Genomic DNA, 19,092 nt, shown 5'->3' on the forward strand with positions numbered 1-19,092 from the left:
GTTTGTCATCTGAAGCTGACAAGAGGCGATCCGAATGCCCTCCGCCGATGTGAAAGGCCAGCCCCGCGCGGTGGTGATCGGCGCCGGAATGGGGGGGCTGGCCGCCGCGATCCGCCTTGCCGCCGCGGGCTGCCGCGTGACCGTCATCGAGGCCGCCAAGACCCCCGGCGGCAAGGCCCGCGCCCGCGAAACCCCGGCCGGACCGGCGGCGATGGGTCCCACCGTCCTGACCTTGCGTGCTGAGGTCGATGCCCTTTTCGCCCTCTGCGGCACCACCACCGAGGCCGAGGTCGGGATCACCCGCCTCCCCCGTCTTGCCCGCCACTGGTGGCCGGGCAGCGGCCCGCTGGACCTTCACCCCGACCGCGAGGCCAACATCGAGGCGATCCGCGCCTTCGCCGGCGACCGTGAGGCGCAAGGCTTCGCCCGCTTCGACACCGCCGCCCGCGCCCTCTACGACGCCTTCGAACAGCCTGTCATGCGGGCCGCCAGACCCGACCTTGCCGCCATCGCCCGCACCACCCTGACCAAACCCGGACTCTGGCCCGCCCTCCTTCCCGGCATGACGCTGGACCGCTGGCTGACGCAGTTCTTCCGCGACCCGCGCCTGCGCCAGCTTTTTGGCCGCTACGCGACCTATGTCGGCGGCCGTCCCGCCCATACCCCCGCCGTCCTGTCGCTGGTCTGGCAGGCCGAGGCGCAGGGCGTCTGGGCCGTGACCGACGGCATCCAGGCCCTCGCCGCTGCCCTTGCCAGCGCCGCCGAACGCCTGGGCGTCCGCTTCCATTACGCCACGCAAGCCCGCCGCATCACCCGCCAGTCCGGCCGCGTCGCCCAGGTCGAGACCGACCAGGGCCACCACCCCGCCGATATCGTCGTCTTCAACGGCGACCCGCGTGCGCTCACCGACGGCCATCTTGGAGAGGCCGCCCGGACCGCCCTCACCCCCCCCGGCAAACCCAGCCTTTCCGCCTGGGTCTGGTCCTTCGCCGCCATCCCGCAAGGCCCCCGCGCGCAGGACCTGATCCACCACAACCTCTTCTTCACCGCCGCCCCAAGCGCCGAATTCGGCCCCATCGGCGCGGGGAGGATGCCCGACAGCCCCACCCTCTACCTCAACGCCCAGGACCGCGAGCTGGGGCCGACACCCGCCCCCGAACGCTTCCAGATCATCCTGAACGCCCCGGCAGGCCAGCCCGACCACAAGGACGAGGACCAATCATGCCACGACCGCACCTTCCCAGCCTTGGGCTTGATGGGCCTGACCTTCTCGCCCCCGCCGGGATCCGAGGCGCTGACCCGACCGAAGGACCTCGCGGCGCGGTTCCCGGCCTCCCTGGGCGCGATTTACGGGGCCTCGCCCGAGGGGGCGCTGGCGGCCTTCCGGCGTCCGGTGGCGCGGACCGGCCTGCCGGGGCTCTACCTCGCGGGGGGCGGGGTGCATCCGGGGGCGGGGGTGCCGATGGCGCTGCTCTCCGGCAGGCAGGCCGCCTTACAGGCGCTTCAGGACCTGACTTCAGCCTCGACGTCGGCCCGGATGGCTATGCCTGGTGGTATGTCGACGGCATATCCGAAGACGGGACCAAGGCCGTCTCGCTGATCGCCTTCATCGGCTCGGTCTTTTCCCCCTGGTATGCCTGGTCGGGCCGGCGCAAACCGCAGGATCACTGCTGCCTCAACGTCGTCACCTCCGGCCTCAACGGCCGCTTCACCATGACCGACCGGGGCCGCTCTGCCTTGCGCCAATCCCCGGACCGGCTTCAGATCGGCCCCTCCTCCGTCACCTGGACCGGAAAGGAACTGGTCATCGAGGTCAACGAATGGGGCGCCCCGCCCATGGTCACGCCCGTCCGGGGCCGTGTCGTGCTGACCCCCCGTGCCGTCACGCGGACCGAGGTCCTCCTGACCCCCGACGCTGCCCATCTCTGGCGCCCCTTCGCCCCGATCGCCGACATCGAAGTAGACCTGACACAAGGCCACAGATGGCGCGGCCATGGCTATTTCGACGCCAATTTCGGCACCCGCGCGCTGGAAGCCGACTTCGCTTTCTGGACCTGGGGCCGCTATCCGCTGCGGGACCGCGCGATGTGCTTCTACGACGCGACCTTGCGCGACGGCCGCCACTTCGACCTTGCCGTGGAAATCACCCCCGACGGAGAGGTGCGCGAAACCACCGCCCCCCCGCGCACGCGCTTCCAACGCAACCCCTGGGCCGTCCGCCGCGAAACCCGCGCCGATCCGGGCACAAAGCCCCGCCCGCACCTGTCGCTGCTGGAGGCCCCGTTCTACTCCCGCGCGCTGGTGGAAACGACCATCGACGGAGAACGCACCCTCGGGATGCACGAGGCGCTGGACCTTGTCCGCTTCCGCCAGCCGCTTCTGAAACCGATGCTCGCCCTCCGCGTCCCGCGCCGCGCCCGCTGGCCCTGACGAACCGCCGGTGCCACAGGCGCCTCCCCTCCGAGGGGAGGGGATGGAGGGGCCGGGATCAGACCGTCGCCGCACCCTTCGCCTGATCCGGGTTCAGCGACAGCACCGACCAGTTCAGCGCCCCCGCCACCGTGACCCAGGTGAGGTAAGGCACGAACAGAAGCCCCGCGATCCAGTCCACCCGCCAGAACGCCGCCAAGGTCGCCGCCACCGCCAGCCACAACAGCGCCAGCACCAGCATCCCCGCCCGCATCCGCCGCAGCCCGAAAAAGACGGGCGTCCACAGGCAGTTGAGCCCCATCTGCAAGGTATAAAGCGCCAGCGCCATGCCGACGGCCGGGGTCGCCCCCGCCTGCCGCGCCACCCGCTCTGCCGCCAGCGACATGCACAGATAAAGCGTGGTCCAGGCCACCGGGAACAGCCAGTTCGGCGGGGTCCAGACGGGCTTTTTCAACGCCTCATACCATGCGCCCGGCGAAAACATCGCGCCGGTTGCGGCGGCAGGCCCGCAGGCCAGAAGAAAGACAAGAAAAACCCAGATATCCATCGGATCACCCTAGCGGTAGCGCAGGCCGAACGCCAGCGCCGTCCGGGTGGTTCCCTCAGCCCGCCGCCCCGCGCCGGTCGCGCGCCTCGAGCTGTGCCAGAATCTGCAGCAGGGTCTCGGACCGCTGCGGCCGCGCCGACCGCTGGCCCGCCGCCTCGACCAGAAAGGCCACCTCGGGCTCCGGCCGGGCATGCAGCTGCGCGGGCTGCGGCATGACATGGGACAGGACCGCCGACCCCGCCGCCCGCCCCATCAGCGCCAGCTTCTGCCCCCGGCTGGTCCGCGCGCGCCGGGTGACGCTGTCGAACCCCGCCCGCGCCACCTGCGACCCGATGGCTGCATAGATATGCCGCGCCGCCGCGATCCCGAGCCGGCAGTCGGACGGCAGCGATGACACGCCCGCCTCCGCCCGCCGGTAAAGATCATCGGCCACCGCCAGAAGCCGCCGCACCACCCCGGCCAGCGCCGCCGATGGCCGGGGGTCCGCAAGGAACGCCTCGGCGTCGATCCCCGCCTCCTCAAGCCAGTCCAAGGGCAGGAACAACCGCCCCGCCCGCGCATCCTCGCCCACGTCGCGGGCGATGTTGGTCAGCTGCATCGCCAGCCCCAGGTCCGCCGCCCGCGCCAGCGCATCGGGATCGCGCACCCGCATCAGCACACACATCATCACGCCGACACTCGACGCGACCCGCGCGCTGTAGGCGTGCAGGTCGGCCAGGCTGGCATAGCGCCGCCCCATCGCGTCCCAGGCCAGCCCCTCCAGCAGCGCATCCGGCAAGGCGCGCGGCATGTCGAAATCCCGCACCACCGCCGCGAAAGCCCGGTCCGAAGGCCGCGGCTCCGGTCGTCCGGCATAGATCAGGTCCAGCCGCTCGCGCAGCCGCAGGACGGCATGCACCTTGTCCTGCACCTCGTCCACATCGTCATCCGCCACCCGGCAGAAGGCATACAATGCCAGCGCCGGGTCCCGCACCCTTGCGGGCAACAGGCGACTGGCCGCATCGAACGACAGGCTTCCCGTGCGGATCATCGCGCGGCAGGCCGCCATGTCCTCCGCCGCGATCATTCCGCCGCCATCCGCACGGACGCCCGCGCCGCAACCGGAGCATCCGGCACCAGCGTTGCCAGCACCTCGGCCGTCCCGATCACCCCCGGCACACCCGCGCCCGGATGCGTCCCCGCGCCCGCCAGATACAGGCCCGGCAATTCTTCGGACACATTATGCGGCCGGAACCAGGCCGATTGCAGGATGCGCGGCTCCAGCGAGAAGCCCGCCCCATGCGGCGACAGATAGCGGTCGCGGAAGGTTTCGGGCGTGAAGACCAGACTTTCCGTCACCCTGCCCGTCAGGCCCGGCAACAGCCGTTCCTCCAGCACTTTCAGCATCTTCTGCCTATAGGGCTCGGCCTCCTTCGCCCAGTCCACCCCGTTGTCATGTCCCAGATGCGGCACCGGCGACAGGACGTAGAACGTGTCGTCCCCTTCCGGCGCAACGGACGGATCGGTGACCGAGGGGCGGTGGACATACAGGCTCATGTCCTCGGCCAGCTTGCCCGTCTGGAAGATGTCGCGGATATGCGCGCGGTAGCGCGGGCCCACGACGATGGAATGGTGCCCGACCTCGGGCCACATCTCCCTCGTCCCCCTGGTCCCGAAATACCAGACGAAGAGGCTCATCGACCAGCGCGACCGCATCAGGCGCGGAGCAGTCCACCGCTTCACCGGCTGCTTGCGCAACAGCCGCGTGTAGGTCGTCGCCGGATCCGCGTTCGACACCACCACCTCGGCCGGCAGCACCCGCCCGTCCGCCAGCTTCACGCCCGACGCCCGGCCCCCGAAGACGAGCACCTCGTCCGCCTCGACCCCCTGCACGACGAAGCCGCCCTGATCCCGGACCACCGCCGCCATGGCCTCGGCAATCGCCTGCACGCCGCCCATCGCATAGTGAACGCCAAAAGCCCGCTCCAGATGGCTGACCAGCGCATACATGCTGGTCACATGGAACGGATCGCCCCCGATGAACAGCGGATGAAATGACAGCGCAAAGCGCAGGCGTTCATCCTTCACCCGGCGCGCCGCATGGGCATGGACCGACCGGTCCGCCCGATACCAGGCGAACTTCGGCAGCACCTTGATCAGATCGACCAGCCGGTGCATCGACCGCCGCCCCAGGTCCTCGAACCCGAACCAGTAGCGCGCCTCGGCGTCCTTCAGGAACCGCCTGAATCCCGGCAAATCGCCCGGAGACAGCCGCGAAACCTCGGCCTCCATCCGCGCGTCACCCGGCCCCATCGTGAAGCTTGACCCATCCTGCCACAGGATCTTGTAGAACGGGTCCAGCGGCACCAGCCGCACATCCCGATCAAAGTCGCGCCCACACACGGCCCACAACTCGCGCAGCGTCTGCGGCACCGTCACGATGGTCGGCCCCAGGTCGAACCGATGCCCGCCTTGCGTGATCGAGGACCCCCGCCCCCCCGGCCGGTCCAGCCGGTCCACCACCGTCACCTGCCAGCCCTTGGCCCCCAGCCGCATCGCCGAGGCAAGGCCCCCAAGCCCCGCGCCGATCACGACGGCCCGCCCGCGGCCATCCAGTGCAGAGGGCAGCCTGTCAACCTGGCCGGACCGAGTGTGCTGTGTCATGGCCCCAGCCTATACTGTCCGCCCAGATTTACAACTTGCCTTTTTCCCCGCCAAAACAGGGCGATTTAGCTTTCCTGCGGCCGCATTAAGTGTAATCTTCTCCTTACACATGGGCCGGAGGATCGACTCATTTCCGTTGCCACGCTCAGCCTCTTCCGCTTTTCGACGCCTGCCAGCCGGCTCTGGGTGATCGGGCAGATGGCGCTTGCGCGGCCCCGAAGGCTCTGGTCCGGTGCACGGTTCGTGAAACTCTGCGGTTCGGGCACCGGCGAAGGCTTCACGCCCCGGCCCAACTGGTCGGTCTGGGCGATCTTCGCCGTCTGGCCCGACCTCGAAAAGGCCCGCGACCACATCGCCAACCACCGCATCATCACTCGCTGGCGTGCCCATGCGGCGGAAAGCTGGACCGTGTTCCTGCAACCTTTCTCCGCGCGCGGCGCCTGGGCCGGGGTCAACCCCCTGACCGACACCACGGACCCGCAGGCCCATAACGGCCCCATCGCCGCCCTGACCCGCGCCACCGTCAAACCCCGGCACGCCCCGGCCTTCTGGGCCCGCGTCCCCGACATTTCTGCCCGCATCGGCGCCGACCGGAATGTCCTCTTCAAGATCGGCATCGGCGAGGTTCCCCTGCTTCACCAGGTCACCTTCTCGATCTGGCCCGACGCCGCCCGCATGGCCGAATTCGCCCGCCACATGGGCCCCCACGCCGCCGCCATGAAAGCCGCCCGCGACAACGGCTGGTTCGCGGAAGAATTCTACGCCCGCTTCCACGTCCTTGGCACCCAAGGGCAATGGAGCGGCTCCGACCCCCTCGCCGGGGCCCGGGATACAGAAAGGCACGCCGCATGACCGCGCTTCACCGCTCGAAATCACCCGCCCAGGCGGCCACCGGCCCGAAACCGCCCTTCCCCTTCACCGCCATCGTCGGCCAGGACGACATGCGGCTTGCGATGGTCCTCACCGCCATCGACCCGATGATCGGTGGCGTTCTGGTGTTCGGCGACCGGGGCACCGGCAAATCCACCGCCGTCCGGGGCCTCGCTGCCCTTCTGCCCCCGATCCGCGCCGTGGCCTCCTGCCCCGTGAACAGCGCCGATCCGTCGCAATGCCCGCCTTGGGCCGACATCTCCGATGCCACCGTCATCGACAAGCCGACCCCCGTCGTTGACCTGCCCCTTGGCGTCTCCGAGGACCGCGTGACCGGCGCCCTCGACGTCGAACGCGCCATCGCGGCAGGCGTCAAGGCTTTCGAGCCCGGCCTCCTCGCCCGCGCCAACCGGGGCTATCTCTACATCGACGAAGTGAACCTGCTGGAGGACCACATCGTCGATCTCCTCCTCGACGTCGCCCAATCCGGCGAGAACGTGGTGGAACGCGACGGCCTTTCCATCCGCCACCCTGCCCGCTTCGTCCTCGTGGGTTCCGGCAACCCCGAGGAAGGCGACCTCCGCCCCCAACTCCTCGACCGCTTCGGCCTGTCGGCAGAGGTCCGCTCTCCCCGCGACATCGCCACCCGGGTCGAAGTGGTGCTGAGACGCGAAGCCTATGAGGCCGACCCCATCGCCTTTGCCGCCACCTGGGCACCCGAGGAAGCCAGGCTCCGCACCACCATCCTGAACGCCCGCGCCGCGCTGCCGAAAATCCAGACCCCCCGCGCCGCCCTTGAAGACTGCGCCGCCCTCTGCATCGCCCTCGGCTCTGACGGCGTTCGCGGAGAACTCACCCTCCTCCGCGCCGCCCGTGCCCTTGCCGCCAGCGAAGCCGCGCCCTCCGTCACGCGCGACCACCTTCGCCGCGTGGCTGCCATGGCCCTCGGCCACCGCCTCCGCCGCGATCCGCTGGACGAAGCCGGGGCCGCCGACCGCGTCGCCCGCGCCGTCGCCGAGACGCTTGCCTGATGGACCCCTGGGCGCGCCTCTGCCTCGCGCTGCGCATCCTCGCTGTCGATCCGGTGGGCCTCGGCGGCCTGTGGCTGCGCTCCCGCGCCGGTCCCGTCCGCGACATCGCCACCACCGCGCTGACGAAAACCCCCTTCGACCGCCCCCAGCGCCGCCTTTCCGCCAACATCGACGACCTCGCCCTTCTGGGAGGCCCCGACCCCGTCGCCACCCTCGCCGCAGGCCACCCCGTCCACCGCCCCGGGCTCCTCTCCGACCCTTCCCTCCTGATCCTGCCGATGGCGGAATCCGCCCCCCCATCCCTCACCGCCCGCCTCGCCCAAGCCCTCGACAAAGGCCACCACGCCCTCATCGCCCTGGATGAGGCCGCCGAAGACGGCGAGGGCCTCCCAAGCAACCTCTCCGACCGCCTCGGCCTCTTCCTCACCCTCGACGGCGACCGCAGCCCCCGCCTCCTCCCCAAACCCATCGGCAAACGCACCCTCGCCAAGGCCCGCGCCCTCTACCCGCAAGTCACCGTCCCGCAGAACCTGACCGAGGCCCTGGCCACACTCGCCGCCCGCCTTGGCATCGCCTCCCCCCGCGCGCTACTGACCACCCGCCGCGCCGCCCGCGCCCTCGCCGCCCTCGACGGTCGCCCGGAAGTCACCGAACAAGACCTGATCGCCGCCGCCGAACTCGGCCTCGCCCACCGCGCCTTGCCCGAAGCCGAGGCCCAGCCCGACCAGCCCCCCGAACCCCCACCACCCGATCAGCCCGACACCCCGGACCAGCAGCCCGAAGAACAAGACCTCCAGAACCTCGCCGACCTCCTGATCGAGGCCGCCCAAGCCGCCCTTCCCCCCGACATCCTCGCCAAGCTGCAAGCCGACCGCGCCAACCGCGCCGCACGGGGGGCCTCCGGCACCGGCTCCGCCAAATCCGGCAACCGCCGTGGCCGACCCCTTCCGTCAAGACCCGGCCACCCCGACGGCCGCTCGCGCATCGACCTCGTCGCCACCCTGCGCCAAGCCGCCCCCTGGCAGGTCCTCCGCAAGCGCCACGACCAGCACGACCGCGCGCTCATCGTCCACCGCTCCGACCTCCGCCTGAAACGCTACAGGCAGGTCTCCGACCGCGTCCTGATTTTCGTGGTCGATGCGTCCGGCTCCTCCGCCATGGCCCGCCTCGGCGAAGCCAAAGGCGCCGTCGAACTGATGCTCGCGCAAGCCTACAGCCGCCGCGACCACGTCGCCCTCGTCGTTCTGCGCGGGACAAAGGCCGAGCTCATCCTCCCCCCCACCCGCAGCCTGACCACCACCAAGGCCCGGCTCCGTGGCCTGCCAGGGGGAGGCGGCACCCCTCTCGCCTCCGGTCTTGCGACTGCCCTCGACACCGCCCTACGCGCAAGACGGCAAGGCATGACCCCCAGCCTTGCCCTCCTCACCGACGGCCGCGCCAACATCGCGCTGAACGGCCAGCCGGACCGCGTCCAGGCGCAACTGGACGCCCACCGGATCGCCACCGCCATCCGCGCCGCCGGGATCGCCGCCGTCACGCTGGACGTCGCCAACCGCCCGCAACCGGCCCTTGCCGATCTGGCGCAGGCCATGCACAGCCGCTATGTTCCGCTTCCTCGGGCCGACGCCCGGGCGATTGCTGCAACGCTGGCCTGACATGACCCCCGCTGCCCTGCCCGCCGACTGGCCCTTCAAGGCCCAATCGAGCCTCGTCTCCACCGGCCACCAGCGGTTCTGGGTGATCGACACCGGCCCGCCCGAACATTCCGGGGACGCCCCCGCGCTCCTCCTCCTCCACGGGACCGGAGCCTCCGGCCACAGCTTCGCCCGCACCATCCCCGGCCTCGCGCAGCACTACCGCACCATCACCCCCGACCTCCCAGGCCACGGCTGCTCGGCCAAGGGCTTCGCAGGCCGCCTCGGCCTCGACGCCATGGCGCAGGACCTCTGGACCCTCTGCGACACCCTCGCCATCAGCCCAAATGCCATCATCGGCCACTCCGCCGGCGCCGCCATCGGCCTGCGCATGGCCGAACTGCGCCCCGTCCCCCAGGTCATCGGCCTGAACGCGGCACTCGGAGAATTCGACGGCGCGGCCGCCTTCCTCTTCCCGATCCTCGCCAGGGGCCTTGCCACCCTGCCCTTCGCCGCAACCGCCATCACCGCCTTCTTCGGCCGCCCCGGCACTGTGGACCGCATCCTTGCGGGCACCGGCTCCCCCCTCGATGCCGAGGGTCGCGCGCGCTACCTGACGCTTGTCCGCGACCCCGATCACGTCACGGGGGCCTTGGGCATGATGGCCGACTGGAGACTTCAGGGCCTTCTCAACCGCCTCCCCCAGACGGCAACGAAAGTCAACCTGATCGCCTCCGAGGGCGACCGCGCCGTCCCCCCACAGGTCTCGATCGACGCGGCCAAACGCATCCCCGGCGCGGAACTGCACCTTCTGCCGAACCTCGGCCACCTGGCGCATGAGGAAACCGAGGACGGCCTGTCAGCCCTGATCCTCAAGGTGCTTGCGCAGGAAGAACCACCCGATACCCCGCCCCGGACTTGATCCGGGAGCCCGCCCCGGACTTGATCCGGGGCCTCGTGGGTCAACAGGAGGCCCCGGATCAAGTCCGGGGCGGGGTTCCTTCAGACCGATCCCGCAATCAACGAACTCTGAAAGATCATCGCCGCGTGCTTCTCGAGGTAAATCCGCAGCCAGGGCGTGAACGCCTCCGGCCTCAAAGCAATCTCTGCCCGCAGCGCATCAAGGGACACCCAGCGCACCGACTGCACCTCGTCGGGGTCCAGCTCCAGATCCAGCGGCCAGCCAGCCTCGCCCACGAAGACCTCGACGACCTCGTGCTCGATCAGCGGCTCGCGCACACCCGGCACGTCCGCCCGGTATTCCACCTGCCCCACATGCCGCAGGTCAAGGCCCGAAATCCCCAGCTCCTGCGACAGCCGCCGCACCGCGCAATCGGCAGCAGCCTCGCCCCACAGGGGATGCGTGCAGCAGGTATTCGCCCAAAGTCCGGGAGTGTGATACTTCCCCGCCGCTCGCTGCTGGATCAGGATCTCCGCGCCGCGCAGGACAAACACCGACACCGCCGGATGACGCAGCCCCTGCCGGTGCACGGCCAGCTTGCCGACGGGCACAAGAACCCCGTCCGGCCCGAAAGCCGGGATCGGCAGGTCGATCGGCTCCATCACGACCATTTCGGCGACACTATCCCCATCAGGTGCATCACGTTCTTCACCCCGATCTTGAGGTGCGCCAAGGGGCGCGCCGCGACCAGTTTCTTGTTCATGTAGGCCTCGAAGGTCAGCCGCTGCACGTCGATGTCATGGCACAGCGAAACGAACCGCTCGCGCCGCTCGTCGTTGCGATAATACGCGTTCTGCATCGACCGCAAGACCTTGAAGACCGTGCCATGCTCCTTCAGGAACATCTTCCGCGCCATCTTCAGCTCACTGGCGCGCCCGCTCCGCAGAAACGCCATGGCCGCCGTCGCCGCCGCCCGCCCCCCCGCCATCGCATAATAGATGCCCTCACCCGATGACGGCGCCACAACCCCCGCCGCATCCCCGGCCAGAACCACATCCCGGCCATTGTCCCACCGGTCCAAAGGCTTCAGCGGGATGGGGCCCCCCTCGCGCCGGATCGTCTCGCACTCCGTCAACCCCGCCATCGCCCGCAGGTCCGCCGTGGCCTTCTTCAGGTCCACCGCGCCGTCCTCGGTTCCCATGCCCACCGACGCCCTGTCGCCATGCGGGAAGACCCAGCCGTAGAAATCCGGGGAAATCTGCCCGTCATAGACCACATCGCAGCGCACCGGGTCATAGCCTGCATTTGCCGCCGGAGCCTTGATGATCTCGTGATAGGCGATGACGTAAGGGATCCTGTCCCCGCCCGGCACCTCGGCCCGCGCGACGCCCGACTTCGCCCCATCCGCCCCGATCACCACCCGGGTCAGGGACCGCTGCTCCCGCCCCGACGCCTTCTCGCGCCAGACGACATGGGTCCCCGCCGCATCCCGCTCCATCCGCAGGAAGGTCCCGGTCAGCCGCTCCGCCCCCACCATCCGCGCGCGATCCCGCAGGAATTCGTCGAAATCCTCGCGGTCCACCATGCCGACATAGCCGCCCTCGATGTGGATATCGACCGCGCGGCCCGTGGGCGAGATCATCCGCGCCGTCCTGATCCTGGCCACCACCAGATGGTCCGGAATGTCGAAATCCCGGATCGCGCGGGGAGGGATCGCCCCCCCGCAGGGCTTGATCCGCCCGTCCCGGTCCAGAAGGGCCACGCGATACCCCGCCCGCGCCAGATCCTCGGCTGCCGTGGCCCCCGAAGGCCCGCCACCCACCACGAATGCGTCGTACATGGTCATTCTCCCGGAACCAGCCGCGTCGAGGCTCTCAGACGGCCCCCGTCAATGATCCGCCAGGCCATCAGCCCGGCGGCAACGAACAAAAGCGCCTCCAGCGCGAAGACGATCCCGAAGGCATTGGCCGCGGACCCCGCCAGCCGCAGCGCATCGACCAGCGCCGCGCCCGCGAACCCGCCGAGCCCCTGAGCAATGGCCTGCGAAGCGCCCCAGACGCCCATCCGCGTCCCCTCGCGCCCCGCACGGCCCTGCCCTGCCAGTTGCATCATCGCCCCGATGGACGCGATGGCGAACATGCCCGAAAAGACGCCCAGCACGGCGACCGCAGGCGTCAGAAGCCCGATCTGCATCTGACCCAACGCGGCAATCACCGCCAGCATCAGCGCCGACCCGAGGCAGCCACCTACGACCCATGCGCGCAGGGACCCGATCTTCAGACCGCTGACGGCGATCCCCACCGCCAGCATGCCCACGAACATTCCCCCATGCTGCGCGCCCGACAGGCTGGTCGAGGCCCCGGGCGAATAGGCGAACACCAGCCCCGCATAAGGCTCCAGGATCAGCTCCTGCAGGAAGAAGGCAGTCATCGACAGGAAGATGAACAGGGTGAAGACCCGCGTCCACTGCTCGGCCCAGACCTCCGCCAACCCCTGCCGCAAGGGCGTCTCGTCCGGCAACCGCGCCGGGATCACCCGCCGCTCGATGCCCCAGATCGCCGCCGCCGTCAGCAGCACCGCTCCCAGCGTCACAACGCCGACAATCGCCATCAGCCGCGCCGGGCTGTAGGGATCAAGCAGCGCCCCGATCACCCCGGAAGTCACCGCAATCCCGAAAATCATCATCAGCCAGGTGATCGTCGCCGCCGCCGCCCGCCGCGAAGGCGCACAGCCCGAGGCGAGCAACGCCAGCAACGAAGTCCCCGAGGCCCCCGCCCCCATCCCGATCAGCACATAAGCCAGCACCGACCCGGCCAGCCCGACCCCATGCCCCGCGACGCCCAGCGCCACCAGCCACGACGCCAGCGCCGCCCCCGCCGACAAGACCGCCATCCCCCCGATGATGAACCGCGTCCGGTTGCCCTGCGCATCCGACAGGAACCCCCAACTCGGCCTTGTGATCTGCACGAAGGAATGCAGCGCCACCAGCGCCCCCGACAGCATCGCGGGCAAGGCCAATTCCACCACCATCAGCCGGTTCAGCGTCGAGGTCGTCAGCACCACAACCGCCCCGATGCACAACTGCACCAGCCCGAGCCGGACGATCTGAAGCCAGCTCAAGGTCATGCCAAACCTCTGATCGCAAAGGCGGAAATCATCATGCCGGTGACATACAGCACAACGCCCGTCCCGTTGTACCAGGGCGCCTTGCCCTTCGGATCGCGGAACAGCACCCGCATCGCCGCGACCTGCGCGGCCAGCAGAGCGGCCACTGCCAAGGCATGCCATGGCGCACCCCAGATCAGCAGCAGCGCCACCACCAGCGCCTGCGCCATGCCCATCACCGTGCAGGCGATTTTCGCCGCCACCTCCGGCCCCAGGACCACCGGCAACGACCGCACGCCATGCTGCCGGTCGCCCTCCAGCGCCTTGAAATCGTTCAAGGTCATGATCCCGTGCGCCCCGAAAGCATAAAGCCCCGCGATCACCACGTTCTCGAACCTCGGTGCAGTCCCCAGCAATACTGCGGCCCCGGTGAACCAGGGCAGCCCCTCATAGGACAGGCCCACCAGCCCCGGCCCCCACCAGCCCGACCGCTTCAGCCGCACCGGCTCGGCGCTATAGGCCCATGCCGCGATCACGCCGACCACCGTCGCCCCGAACCCCCAGGGCCCCAGCAGCCACCCGACCGCCAGCGACAGCGCCGTCATCGCCAGCGCGATCCACAGGCCCCAGCGCCCGGGTATGCGGCCGGAAGGAATGGGCCGATCGGGTTCGTTCACCGCATCCACATGCCGGTCGCACCAGTCGTTCGCCGCCTGGCTCATCCCGCAGACCACGGGCCCGGCCAGCACCATCCCCAGAACCACCGTTCCCCAGTTCGCGCCCAGAGGCACGCCCGAGGACACCGCCCCGCACAGGAACGCCCAGATCGGCGGGAACCAGGTGATCGGCTTGATCAGCCGCAGCATCGCGCGCGGTTCAGGCCAGCTGTGCGGGGTATGGATGAGTGCGTCGCTCATCTGTCAATTAAGCCTGACACTTTCGAGTCTGGCAAGGATTACATTGCCGCAGCACGCACAGGTCGACCCCAAGCGCCTCCCCTCCCCCGCCGTGGGGAGGGGATGGGGGTGGGGGGCTACGCTGCGGCAATCTCGAACCGGCAGGCCGCATCTCCGCAAGCGCAGCAGGCGACCTCCGTCACCCGCACCTCCGGCCAGACCAGCCGCCCATAGAGCCGCCGGAACACCGCGACGTGCCAGATGCATTGCGGGACCTCCGCCCGCCAGCCCGCCACCAGCGGATTGCGCGCCACCGACAGAACCAGAGGCCGCCCACCCTCGACCCGGAACGCCCCCGTCCCGGCAAAGGTCCAGGAATGCCGCGCAATCGCCCGGGTCATGACCGGCGCCGCGAGAAAACCCGGCAGAGCCCGCAACGCCCCCTGCGCCAGCTTCGGAATCCGATGCGTCAGGATATAGTCCCCGGTCGCCCGCCCCGCCTCCTCCAGCACAGCCTCGGCGCGGGGCGACAGCCGCCGCAAGGCCTGATGCACCGCCGCGCAATCGCCCTCCGGCAGCATCCCCGCATCACTCGGAGGCCGCTCAACCCCCGCCTCGGCCAGCACGGCAGAGAGAAGCTCCCCCTCCCCGCGCCGCTCCAGCACATCGGCCAGTTGCAGGATCGCATTCGGCCCGATCCGGCCTGCTTGCATTACTCCGCCGGCTCCTGCATCTGCGCGCGGCCCCCGCCGCAGGCCATCGGCCCCAGGTCGGGCACCGCACGGTCCGCAGCCCTCTCCTTCATCTGCGCCTTCACCGCCGCCCGCCGTTCTGCCGCCCGCGCCGCCTTGTCCGCCGAAGCCTCCCAATCCGCCATCTGCGCCTCGGCAATGGTCCGCGAGGTATCGAAGCCAAACTCCAGATTGTCCCGCTTCACCGGCTTGAAATAGCCATGCTTTCCAAGGTCATAGAAGCTGCGCTGCACCCCCGCCTTCAGGAAGGCCTTGAGACAGCCCAGCAGATACCGCCGCCGGAACCCCGTCCCCCGCCAGGGGTAATGGAACAGCGCCTTCTTCATGTAGAAGCGGCGATAGTTCTTCAGCACCCCCTCCAGCAAGGCCCCCCGGGTCATCGCGGCAGGCTTCATGATCGGCGTGACGAAATTGTATTTCGAGAAATCGAACACCTCCACCTGATCGCGGATTTCCTGAAACAGCGGCGTGAAGGGCCACGGAGTATACATCGACCAGTTGGCCAGGTCCGGCTGCCAGTCCCTGGCCATCCGGTAGGTCTCTTCCAGGGTCTCGGGCGTCTCGTTGTCCAGCCCGACGATGAACTGCGCCTCGGTGAAGATGTCGGCCTCGCGCAAAAGGCGGATCGCCTCCTTGTTCTGGGCGACCGTGGTCTCCTTGTTGAACAGATCCAGCTGCGTCTGCGCCGCGGCTTCCGTCCCCAGCGAGACATGCACCAGCCCCGCCTCGCGGTAGAACTTCAACAGATCCCGGTCCCTGTAAATGTCGGTGACCCGAGTGTTGATCCCCCATTTCACCCGCCTGTTCAGGCCCCGGTCGATCAGCTCCTGACAGAACTCGACGAACTTCTTCTTGTTGATGGTCGGCTCCTCGTCGGCGAGGATGAAGAACCCGACCCCATGCTCGTCCACCAGCCGCTCGATCTCGTCGGCCACCTTTTTCGGAGCCCGCACCCGATAGTCGCGCCAGAACTTCCACTGCGAACAGAAGCTGCAAGTAAACGGACACCCCCGCGCCATGTTCGGGATCGCGACCTTCACGCCAAGGGGGATGTAGATATAGCTGTCCCAGTCCAGGATCGACCAGTCGGGGTCGATCCCGTCCAGGTCCTTGACCGTGCTGGCAGCCTGAGTCGCCACGATCTCTCCATCGACCGCAAAGGCCAGGCCCCTGATCTTGCGCTGATCCGCAGGCCAGCGGCCATCGCGCACCGCCTCGGCCAGCGCCACCATGATCTCCTCGCCCTCGCCGCGCACGATCACATCGACCCAGGGCGCCTCGGTCAACACCTGCCGGAACATGAAGGTGGCATGGACCCCGCCCAGGACCCGCAAGGCCCCCGGCACCACCTCCTGCGCGATGCGCAGCACCTCCTCGGCCTCGTAGATCGACGGGGTGATCGACGTCACCCCCACGATGTCCGGCTGCAACTCGGCCAGCTTCGCCCGCAGCACCTCCGGCCCCAGGTGATAGGTCATCGCATCCAGGAAATGGATGTCCTGAAACCCCGCCCGCTTCAGGCTGCCCGCAAGGTAAGCCACCCAGGCTGGGGGCCAGTTGCCCGCGATCTCGGCCCCGCCGGAATGATAGTTCGGATGGATGAAGACGATGCGCATGGGCGAGCCCTCCGTGCCAAGGCACCCGCCGGAACAGGCGGTGTCAACTCAAGTTGACAGAATGAAAGGGCGATCGACTTGACCCAGATCAAGCGGGCCGCGGATCAGGCAGAAGGGTCGCTCGTTTCCTTGTTCAGGATACCGAACTTGCGCAGCTTCACATAAAGCGACTGGCGCGACAGGCTCAGAAGCTCGGCCGCAGCCGCCCGGTTGTTGCCGGACATGTCCAGAGCCGCCTCGATGCACATCTTCTCGATGATCTCGGTGGTCTCGTCGACGATTTCCTTCAGCGTCGAATAGCCCACCAGCCGCATCACGTTGCGCAGGCCCTCGTTCTCGACCCCCGGGGCCGTCGGCCAGATGACGCTGTCCGACACCACCTTGTCGCGCGCGATGATCCCGATGACCTGCTTGCCGCGGTCCTGGAACAGGGTCGCGGACAGTTCGACCGAGACCTCGCCCATGTAATCCGTGTTCAGCCGCGTCCGGTAATGCCGCAGGTGGCCCACCCGCTTGACATTGTCCAGCAGCACCTTCAGGTCCACTGCCCCCCGCGCCAGAAAGTCCGAGAACGCCCGGTCGATCACCACCGACTGGCTGTGGCTGTCGGTCAGGTTCAGGAAGGCCTCGTTCGCCGCCTTTATCTGCCCGGCCCCGTCCAGGAACACGATGGCATCGGTGCCCTTCTCGAACAGGTTCTGCATCATCAGGCTGCGGTCGCTTTCCTGCGACTGCGCGCTTTCCGACAGCCCGACGCGGCACAGCAGCAGCCGGTCGCGCGCGGCGCGGAACATCTTGGCGCCGATCTTCACCCGCTGGCCGGTGCGCCGAACCGTCAGGTCCAGATGGCCCGCCCCGTCGCTGGTGCCGTTCTTGGCCAGCGATTCCAGCAATTCCCCGCGCCTGCGCCCGTCGAACTCCTGCGCGATGGGGGCGTTCAGCAGGTCGTTGCGCGCCGCGCCCAGAAGACGTGCGGCCGAAGTGTTCAGATCGACGATCCGCCCCGTTGTCTCGGACACGATCAGAAGCGGCAGCGAATTCTCTTCCATCAGCACGCGATAGCGGGTTTCCAGCTCGCGCTGCGCCTCATGGTCGCGCCCGATCGCCCGGTGCGCCTGCACCAGTTGCTGCTGCACCTCGGCCATCGGCCGCAGGTCGCGGCCCAGCATCAGGGTCTTGTCCGTGCCCGGCCAGCGGCGCAGGGTATAGCGGACGGGAAATTCGTATTGCGCGGCGCCGCCGTGGTTCAACTCCAGCGGCAAGGCCGTCTCGGGCGCGGCAAGGCGCTGGGCCAGCTTTGACCAGCTGTCCGGCGCGAACAGGGACTGAAGCGGTTGCCCGGCCCAATCCGCCGCCATCGCCGCCAGGTTGGACTGGGGGTTGACGATCACCGTCTCGACCCGCTGCTCCGGCCCCACCAGAAGGGTCAGATCGGTAGCCGCACTGACCAGATCCAGCACGACCCGAGAGACCGGGTCTTCTGGCAATAGCGGTCCGGTTTGGGTATCAGGTGTCACATTGCTCCCCCGTCACAGACGATGTTGCGCCCTCCCTTTCGCTGCTTTTTTCGTTACGATCAAGCGCGCGCGCCGCACCATCGGGCGCAAATTGCGCCAATAGTGCGGAAACATCGCGCAGAACCTCGTCGGCCGCAGTCACTTCCAGCAGCCGGTCATCCTCGATCGGAATCGCCCCGCCGACATAGATCCGCGTCTCGCCCCGCGACAAAAGCCGCAGCGTGCGCACCAGACCTGCGCCCGAGTCCAGTCCCGCCACGCAGCCGATCGACACAAGGGCAATGTCGAACCGGTTGGCCGTCATCAGTTGCTTCAGCTCCGACGCAATCGGGGCAATCCTGACCACCGTGCTGAACCCCGCCAGCCGCAGCTTCAGCGCCAGCACATGGGCCCCCAGCGTATGCTGCTCGGCCTCGGCCACCAGGATCAGGGCCGACGGCCCACCCGCTTGCATGGTCGAGACCAGCATCTCGTCGACCCGCCGGATCAGCCCGTGCAGCCGCTCGCTGCGGATCGTGACATCGACAAAGCTCACCTCGTCGGCCAGCCAGCTGTCGCCCAGCGACCGCGCCGCCTCGCTTGCATAGTCACAGGCCACGATCTCGGGCCCCAGGCGGCGGGCAACCATCGCATCCAGCAAGGCCGAGGGGTCTGCCCCGGTATCATGGGCAAGCAGGTCCAGAAACAGATCGAGATGGTCCTTCCGGACTTCCACACCCTGCTGGTCGCGCACCGATACCAACCGACCCAGCGCCTCCTGCGCAAGCCCCGCGAACCAGTTCAGGAAATCCTGATCTCGTGCTTCCGGTATTCCATTGTCACGCATCGGCGAACCTCCCTGGGTCCTCCCGCAGATGCAGGGGCAAGTTAGCACCGCGAAAGCCCGAATAGAAGCCATCGACTCGCTGACTCCATGACACCTGAAACTGACACTCATGTCCATCTAAATTGACAGCCTGAACGCCCGGCGTCAGGTATATCCCCTTAAATAACTGATATAAATCATTTTTATCTGGCCCCGATTTACGCCGCCCGGCCTTTTCGGCACGTCGATTTCGTCGCGCCGCCGCGGAAAAATGTGTAAATCTACATTGACAGACAGTGCTGCCTGACTACGATGAGTGTAAACGCGGTTACAACATCGAGGCGT

Annotated in this window: 17 protein-coding genes; 6 read left to right on the plus strand and 11 right to left on the minus strand. The window is 68.6% G+C overall.

The annotated features are described in order from the left end of the window. Positions 1-34 precede the first annotated feature (34 nt). Together crtD and crtC are read left to right on the plus strand one after the other, a co-directional pair. Entirely contained in the window at positions 35-1,600 is a 1,566-nt protein-coding gene (gene crtD, locus D5084_RS03375) for a 1-hydroxycarotenoid 3,4-desaturase CrtD (protein WP_128514105.1), read from the plus strand. Beyond that, positions 1,597-2,430, plus strand: coding sequence for a carotenoid 1,2-hydratase (gene crtC / locus D5084_RS03380; protein WP_128514296.1), 834 nt, complete (start codon positions 1,597-1,599; stop codon positions 2,428-2,430). Before crtD ends, crtC begins: the two co-directional genes overlap by 4 nt. Positions 2,431-2,488: 58 nt before the next feature. Here crtC and tspO read toward each other — a convergent pair whose 3' ends face one another. From tspO to D5084_RS03395, 3 genes are read right to left on the minus strand one after another with little or no spacing between them, the layout of a single operon-like run. Then, positions 2,489-2,977 (minus strand): tryptophan-rich sensory protein TspO, encoded by a 489-nt coding sequence (tspO, locus tag D5084_RS03385; RefSeq protein ID WP_128514106.1) that lies wholly within the window; start codon positions 2,975-2,977, stop codon positions 2,489-2,491. 55 nt (positions 2,978-3,032) lie between these two features. Further along, entirely contained in the window at positions 3,033-4,043 is a 1,011-nt protein-coding gene (crtB, locus tag D5084_RS03390) for a 15-cis-phytoene synthase (RefSeq protein WP_128514107.1), read from the minus strand. Continuing rightward, positions 4,040-5,620, minus strand: coding sequence for a phytoene desaturase (locus D5084_RS03395; RefSeq protein ID WP_128514108.1), 1,581 nt, complete (start codon positions 5,618-5,620; stop codon positions 4,040-4,042). The genes crtB and D5084_RS03395 overlap by 4 nt, the downstream gene beginning before the upstream one ends. Positions 5,621-5,749: 129 nt before the next feature. Here D5084_RS03395 and crtA point away from each other — a divergent pair, with 129 nt between their 5' ends. Genes crtA through bchO form a run of 4 tightly spaced genes read left to right on the plus strand, consistent with a single transcriptional unit; the run spans position 5,750 to position 10,077 of the window. Next, positions 5,750-6,472 carry a spheroidene monooxygenase gene (gene crtA, locus D5084_RS03400; RefSeq protein ID WP_128514109.1) on the plus strand — a complete coding sequence of 241 codons (723 nt, stop codon included), beginning with the start codon at positions 5,750-5,752 and terminating at the stop codon, positions 6,470-6,472. Continuing rightward, positions 6,469-7,521, plus strand: coding sequence for a magnesium chelatase ATPase subunit I (bchI, locus tag D5084_RS03405; protein WP_128514110.1), 1,053 nt, complete (start codon positions 6,469-6,471; stop codon positions 7,519-7,521). The genes crtA and bchI overlap by 4 nt, the downstream gene beginning before the upstream one ends. Beyond that, positions 7,521-9,176, plus strand: coding sequence for a magnesium chelatase subunit D (locus tag D5084_RS03410; protein ID WP_128514111.1), 1,656 nt, complete (start codon positions 7,521-7,523; stop codon positions 9,174-9,176). The genes bchI and D5084_RS03410 overlap by 1 nt, the downstream gene beginning before the upstream one ends. Before the next feature lies 1 nt (position 9,177). After that, a complete protein-coding gene (bchO, locus tag D5084_RS03415; RefSeq protein ID WP_162302367.1) occupies positions 9,178-10,077 on the plus strand; it encodes an alpha/beta fold hydrolase BchO in 900 nt (299 codons plus the stop codon). Between the two features lie 80 nt (positions 10,078-10,157). Here the strand turns inward: bchO and idi are convergent, their stop codons facing one another. The 8 genes from idi to D5084_RS03455 all read right to left on the minus strand — a co-directional run bounded on the left by idi (position 10,158) and on the right by D5084_RS03455 (position 18,768). Then, the gene (gene idi / locus D5084_RS03420) at positions 10,158-10,727 is read right to left on the minus strand and encodes an isopentenyl-diphosphate delta-isomerase (RefSeq protein ID WP_435532657.1); all 570 of its coding nucleotides are present in this window, start codon (positions 10,725-10,727) and stop codon (positions 10,158-10,160) included. Continuing rightward, positions 10,718-11,896: a geranylgeranyl diphosphate reductase gene (locus D5084_RS03425; RefSeq protein ID WP_128514114.1), complete on the minus strand. Its 1,179-nt coding sequence runs from the start codon at positions 11,894-11,896 to the stop codon at positions 10,718-10,720. The genes idi and D5084_RS03425 overlap by 10 nt, the downstream gene beginning before the upstream one ends. A 2-nt stretch (positions 11,897-11,898) precedes the next feature. Next, a complete protein-coding gene (locus D5084_RS03430; protein WP_128514115.1) occupies positions 11,899-13,182 on the minus strand; it encodes a BCD family MFS transporter in 1,284 nt (427 codons plus the stop codon). Continuing rightward, positions 13,179-14,078 (minus strand): chlorophyll synthase ChlG, encoded by a 900-nt coding sequence (chlG, locus tag D5084_RS03435; RefSeq protein ID WP_128514116.1) that lies wholly within the window; start codon positions 14,076-14,078, stop codon positions 13,179-13,181. The genes D5084_RS03430 and chlG overlap by 4 nt, the downstream gene beginning before the upstream one ends. A gap of 116 nt (positions 14,079-14,194) precedes the next feature. Then, complete coding sequence (gene bchJ / locus D5084_RS03440) at positions 14,195-14,770, minus strand: bacteriochlorophyll 4-vinyl reductase (RefSeq protein WP_128514117.1); 576 nt, start codon at positions 14,768-14,770, stop codon at positions 14,195-14,197. Next, on the minus strand, positions 14,770-16,425 hold the full coding sequence (gene bchE / locus D5084_RS03445) for a magnesium-protoporphyrin IX monomethyl ester anaerobic oxidative cyclase (RefSeq protein ID WP_128514118.1): 1,656 nt from the start codon (positions 16,423-16,425) through the stop codon (positions 14,770-14,772). Before bchE ends, bchJ begins: the two co-directional genes overlap by 1 nt. Before the next feature lie 104 nt (positions 16,426-16,529). Next, a complete protein-coding gene (gene ppsR, locus D5084_RS03450) occupies positions 16,530-17,912 on the minus strand; it encodes a transcriptional regulator PpsR (RefSeq protein WP_128514119.1) in 1,383 nt (460 codons plus the stop codon). A gap of 19 nt (positions 17,913-17,931) precedes the next feature. Further along, positions 17,932-18,768 carry a hypothetical protein gene (locus D5084_RS03455; RefSeq protein ID WP_128514120.1) on the minus strand — a complete coding sequence of 279 codons (837 nt, stop codon included), beginning with the start codon at positions 18,766-18,768 and terminating at the stop codon, positions 17,932-17,934. Between the last annotated feature and the right edge of the window lie 324 nt (positions 18,769-19,092).

This window comes from Tabrizicola thermarum, from assembly GCF_003574395.1.
Taxonomy (GTDB): Bacteria; Pseudomonadota; Alphaproteobacteria; order Rhodobacterales; family Rhodobacteraceae; genus Tabrizicola; species Tabrizicola thermarum.

Excerpts from the sequence above, each read along its gene's own strand:
- crtD (WP_128514105.1), top strand. The coding sequence starts at position 35 with ATGCCCTCCGCCGATGTGAAAGGCCAGCCCCGCGCGGTGGTGATCGGC.
- tspO (WP_128514106.1), bottom strand. The coding sequence starts at position 2,977 with ATGGATATCTGGGTTTTTCTTGTCTTTCTTCTGGCCTGCGGGCCTGCC.
- crtB (WP_128514107.1), bottom strand. The coding sequence starts at position 4,043 with ATGATCGCGGCGGAGGACATGGCGGCCTGCCGCGCGATGATCCGCACG.
- D5084_RS03395 (WP_128514108.1), bottom strand. The coding sequence starts at position 5,620 with ATGACACAGCACACTCGGTCCGGCCAGGTTGACAGGCTGCCCTCTGCA.
- bchI (WP_128514110.1), top strand. The coding sequence starts at position 6,469 with ATGACCGCGCTTCACCGCTCGAAATCACCCGCCCAGGCGGCCACCGGC.
- D5084_RS03410 (WP_128514111.1), top strand. The coding sequence starts at position 7,521 with ATGGACCCCTGGGCGCGCCTCTGCCTCGCGCTGCGCATCCTCGCTGTC.
- bchO (WP_162302367.1), top strand. The coding sequence starts at position 9,178 with ATGACCCCCGCTGCCCTGCCCGCCGACTGGCCCTTCAAGGCCCAATCG.
- idi (WP_435532657.1), bottom strand. The coding sequence starts at position 10,727 with ATGGTCGTGATGGAGCCGATCGACCTGCCGATCCCGGCTTTCGGGCCG.
- D5084_RS03425 (WP_128514114.1), bottom strand. The coding sequence starts at position 11,896 with ATGTACGACGCATTCGTGGTGGGTGGCGGGCCTTCGGGGGCCACGGCA.
- D5084_RS03430 (WP_128514115.1), bottom strand. The coding sequence starts at position 13,182 with ATGACCTTGAGCTGGCTTCAGATCGTCCGGCTCGGGCTGGTGCAGTTG.
- chlG (WP_128514116.1), bottom strand. The coding sequence starts at position 14,078 with ATGAGCGACGCACTCATCCATACCCCGCACAGCTGGCCTGAACCGCGC.
- bchJ (WP_128514117.1), bottom strand. The coding sequence starts at position 14,770 with ATGCAAGCAGGCCGGATCGGGCCGAATGCGATCCTGCAACTGGCCGAT.
- bchE (WP_128514118.1), bottom strand. The coding sequence starts at position 16,425 with ATGCGCATCGTCTTCATCCATCCGAACTATCATTCCGGCGGGGCCGAG.
- D5084_RS03455 (WP_128514120.1), bottom strand. The coding sequence starts at position 18,768 with ATGCGTGACAATGGAATACCGGAAGCACGAGATCAGGATTTCCTGAAC.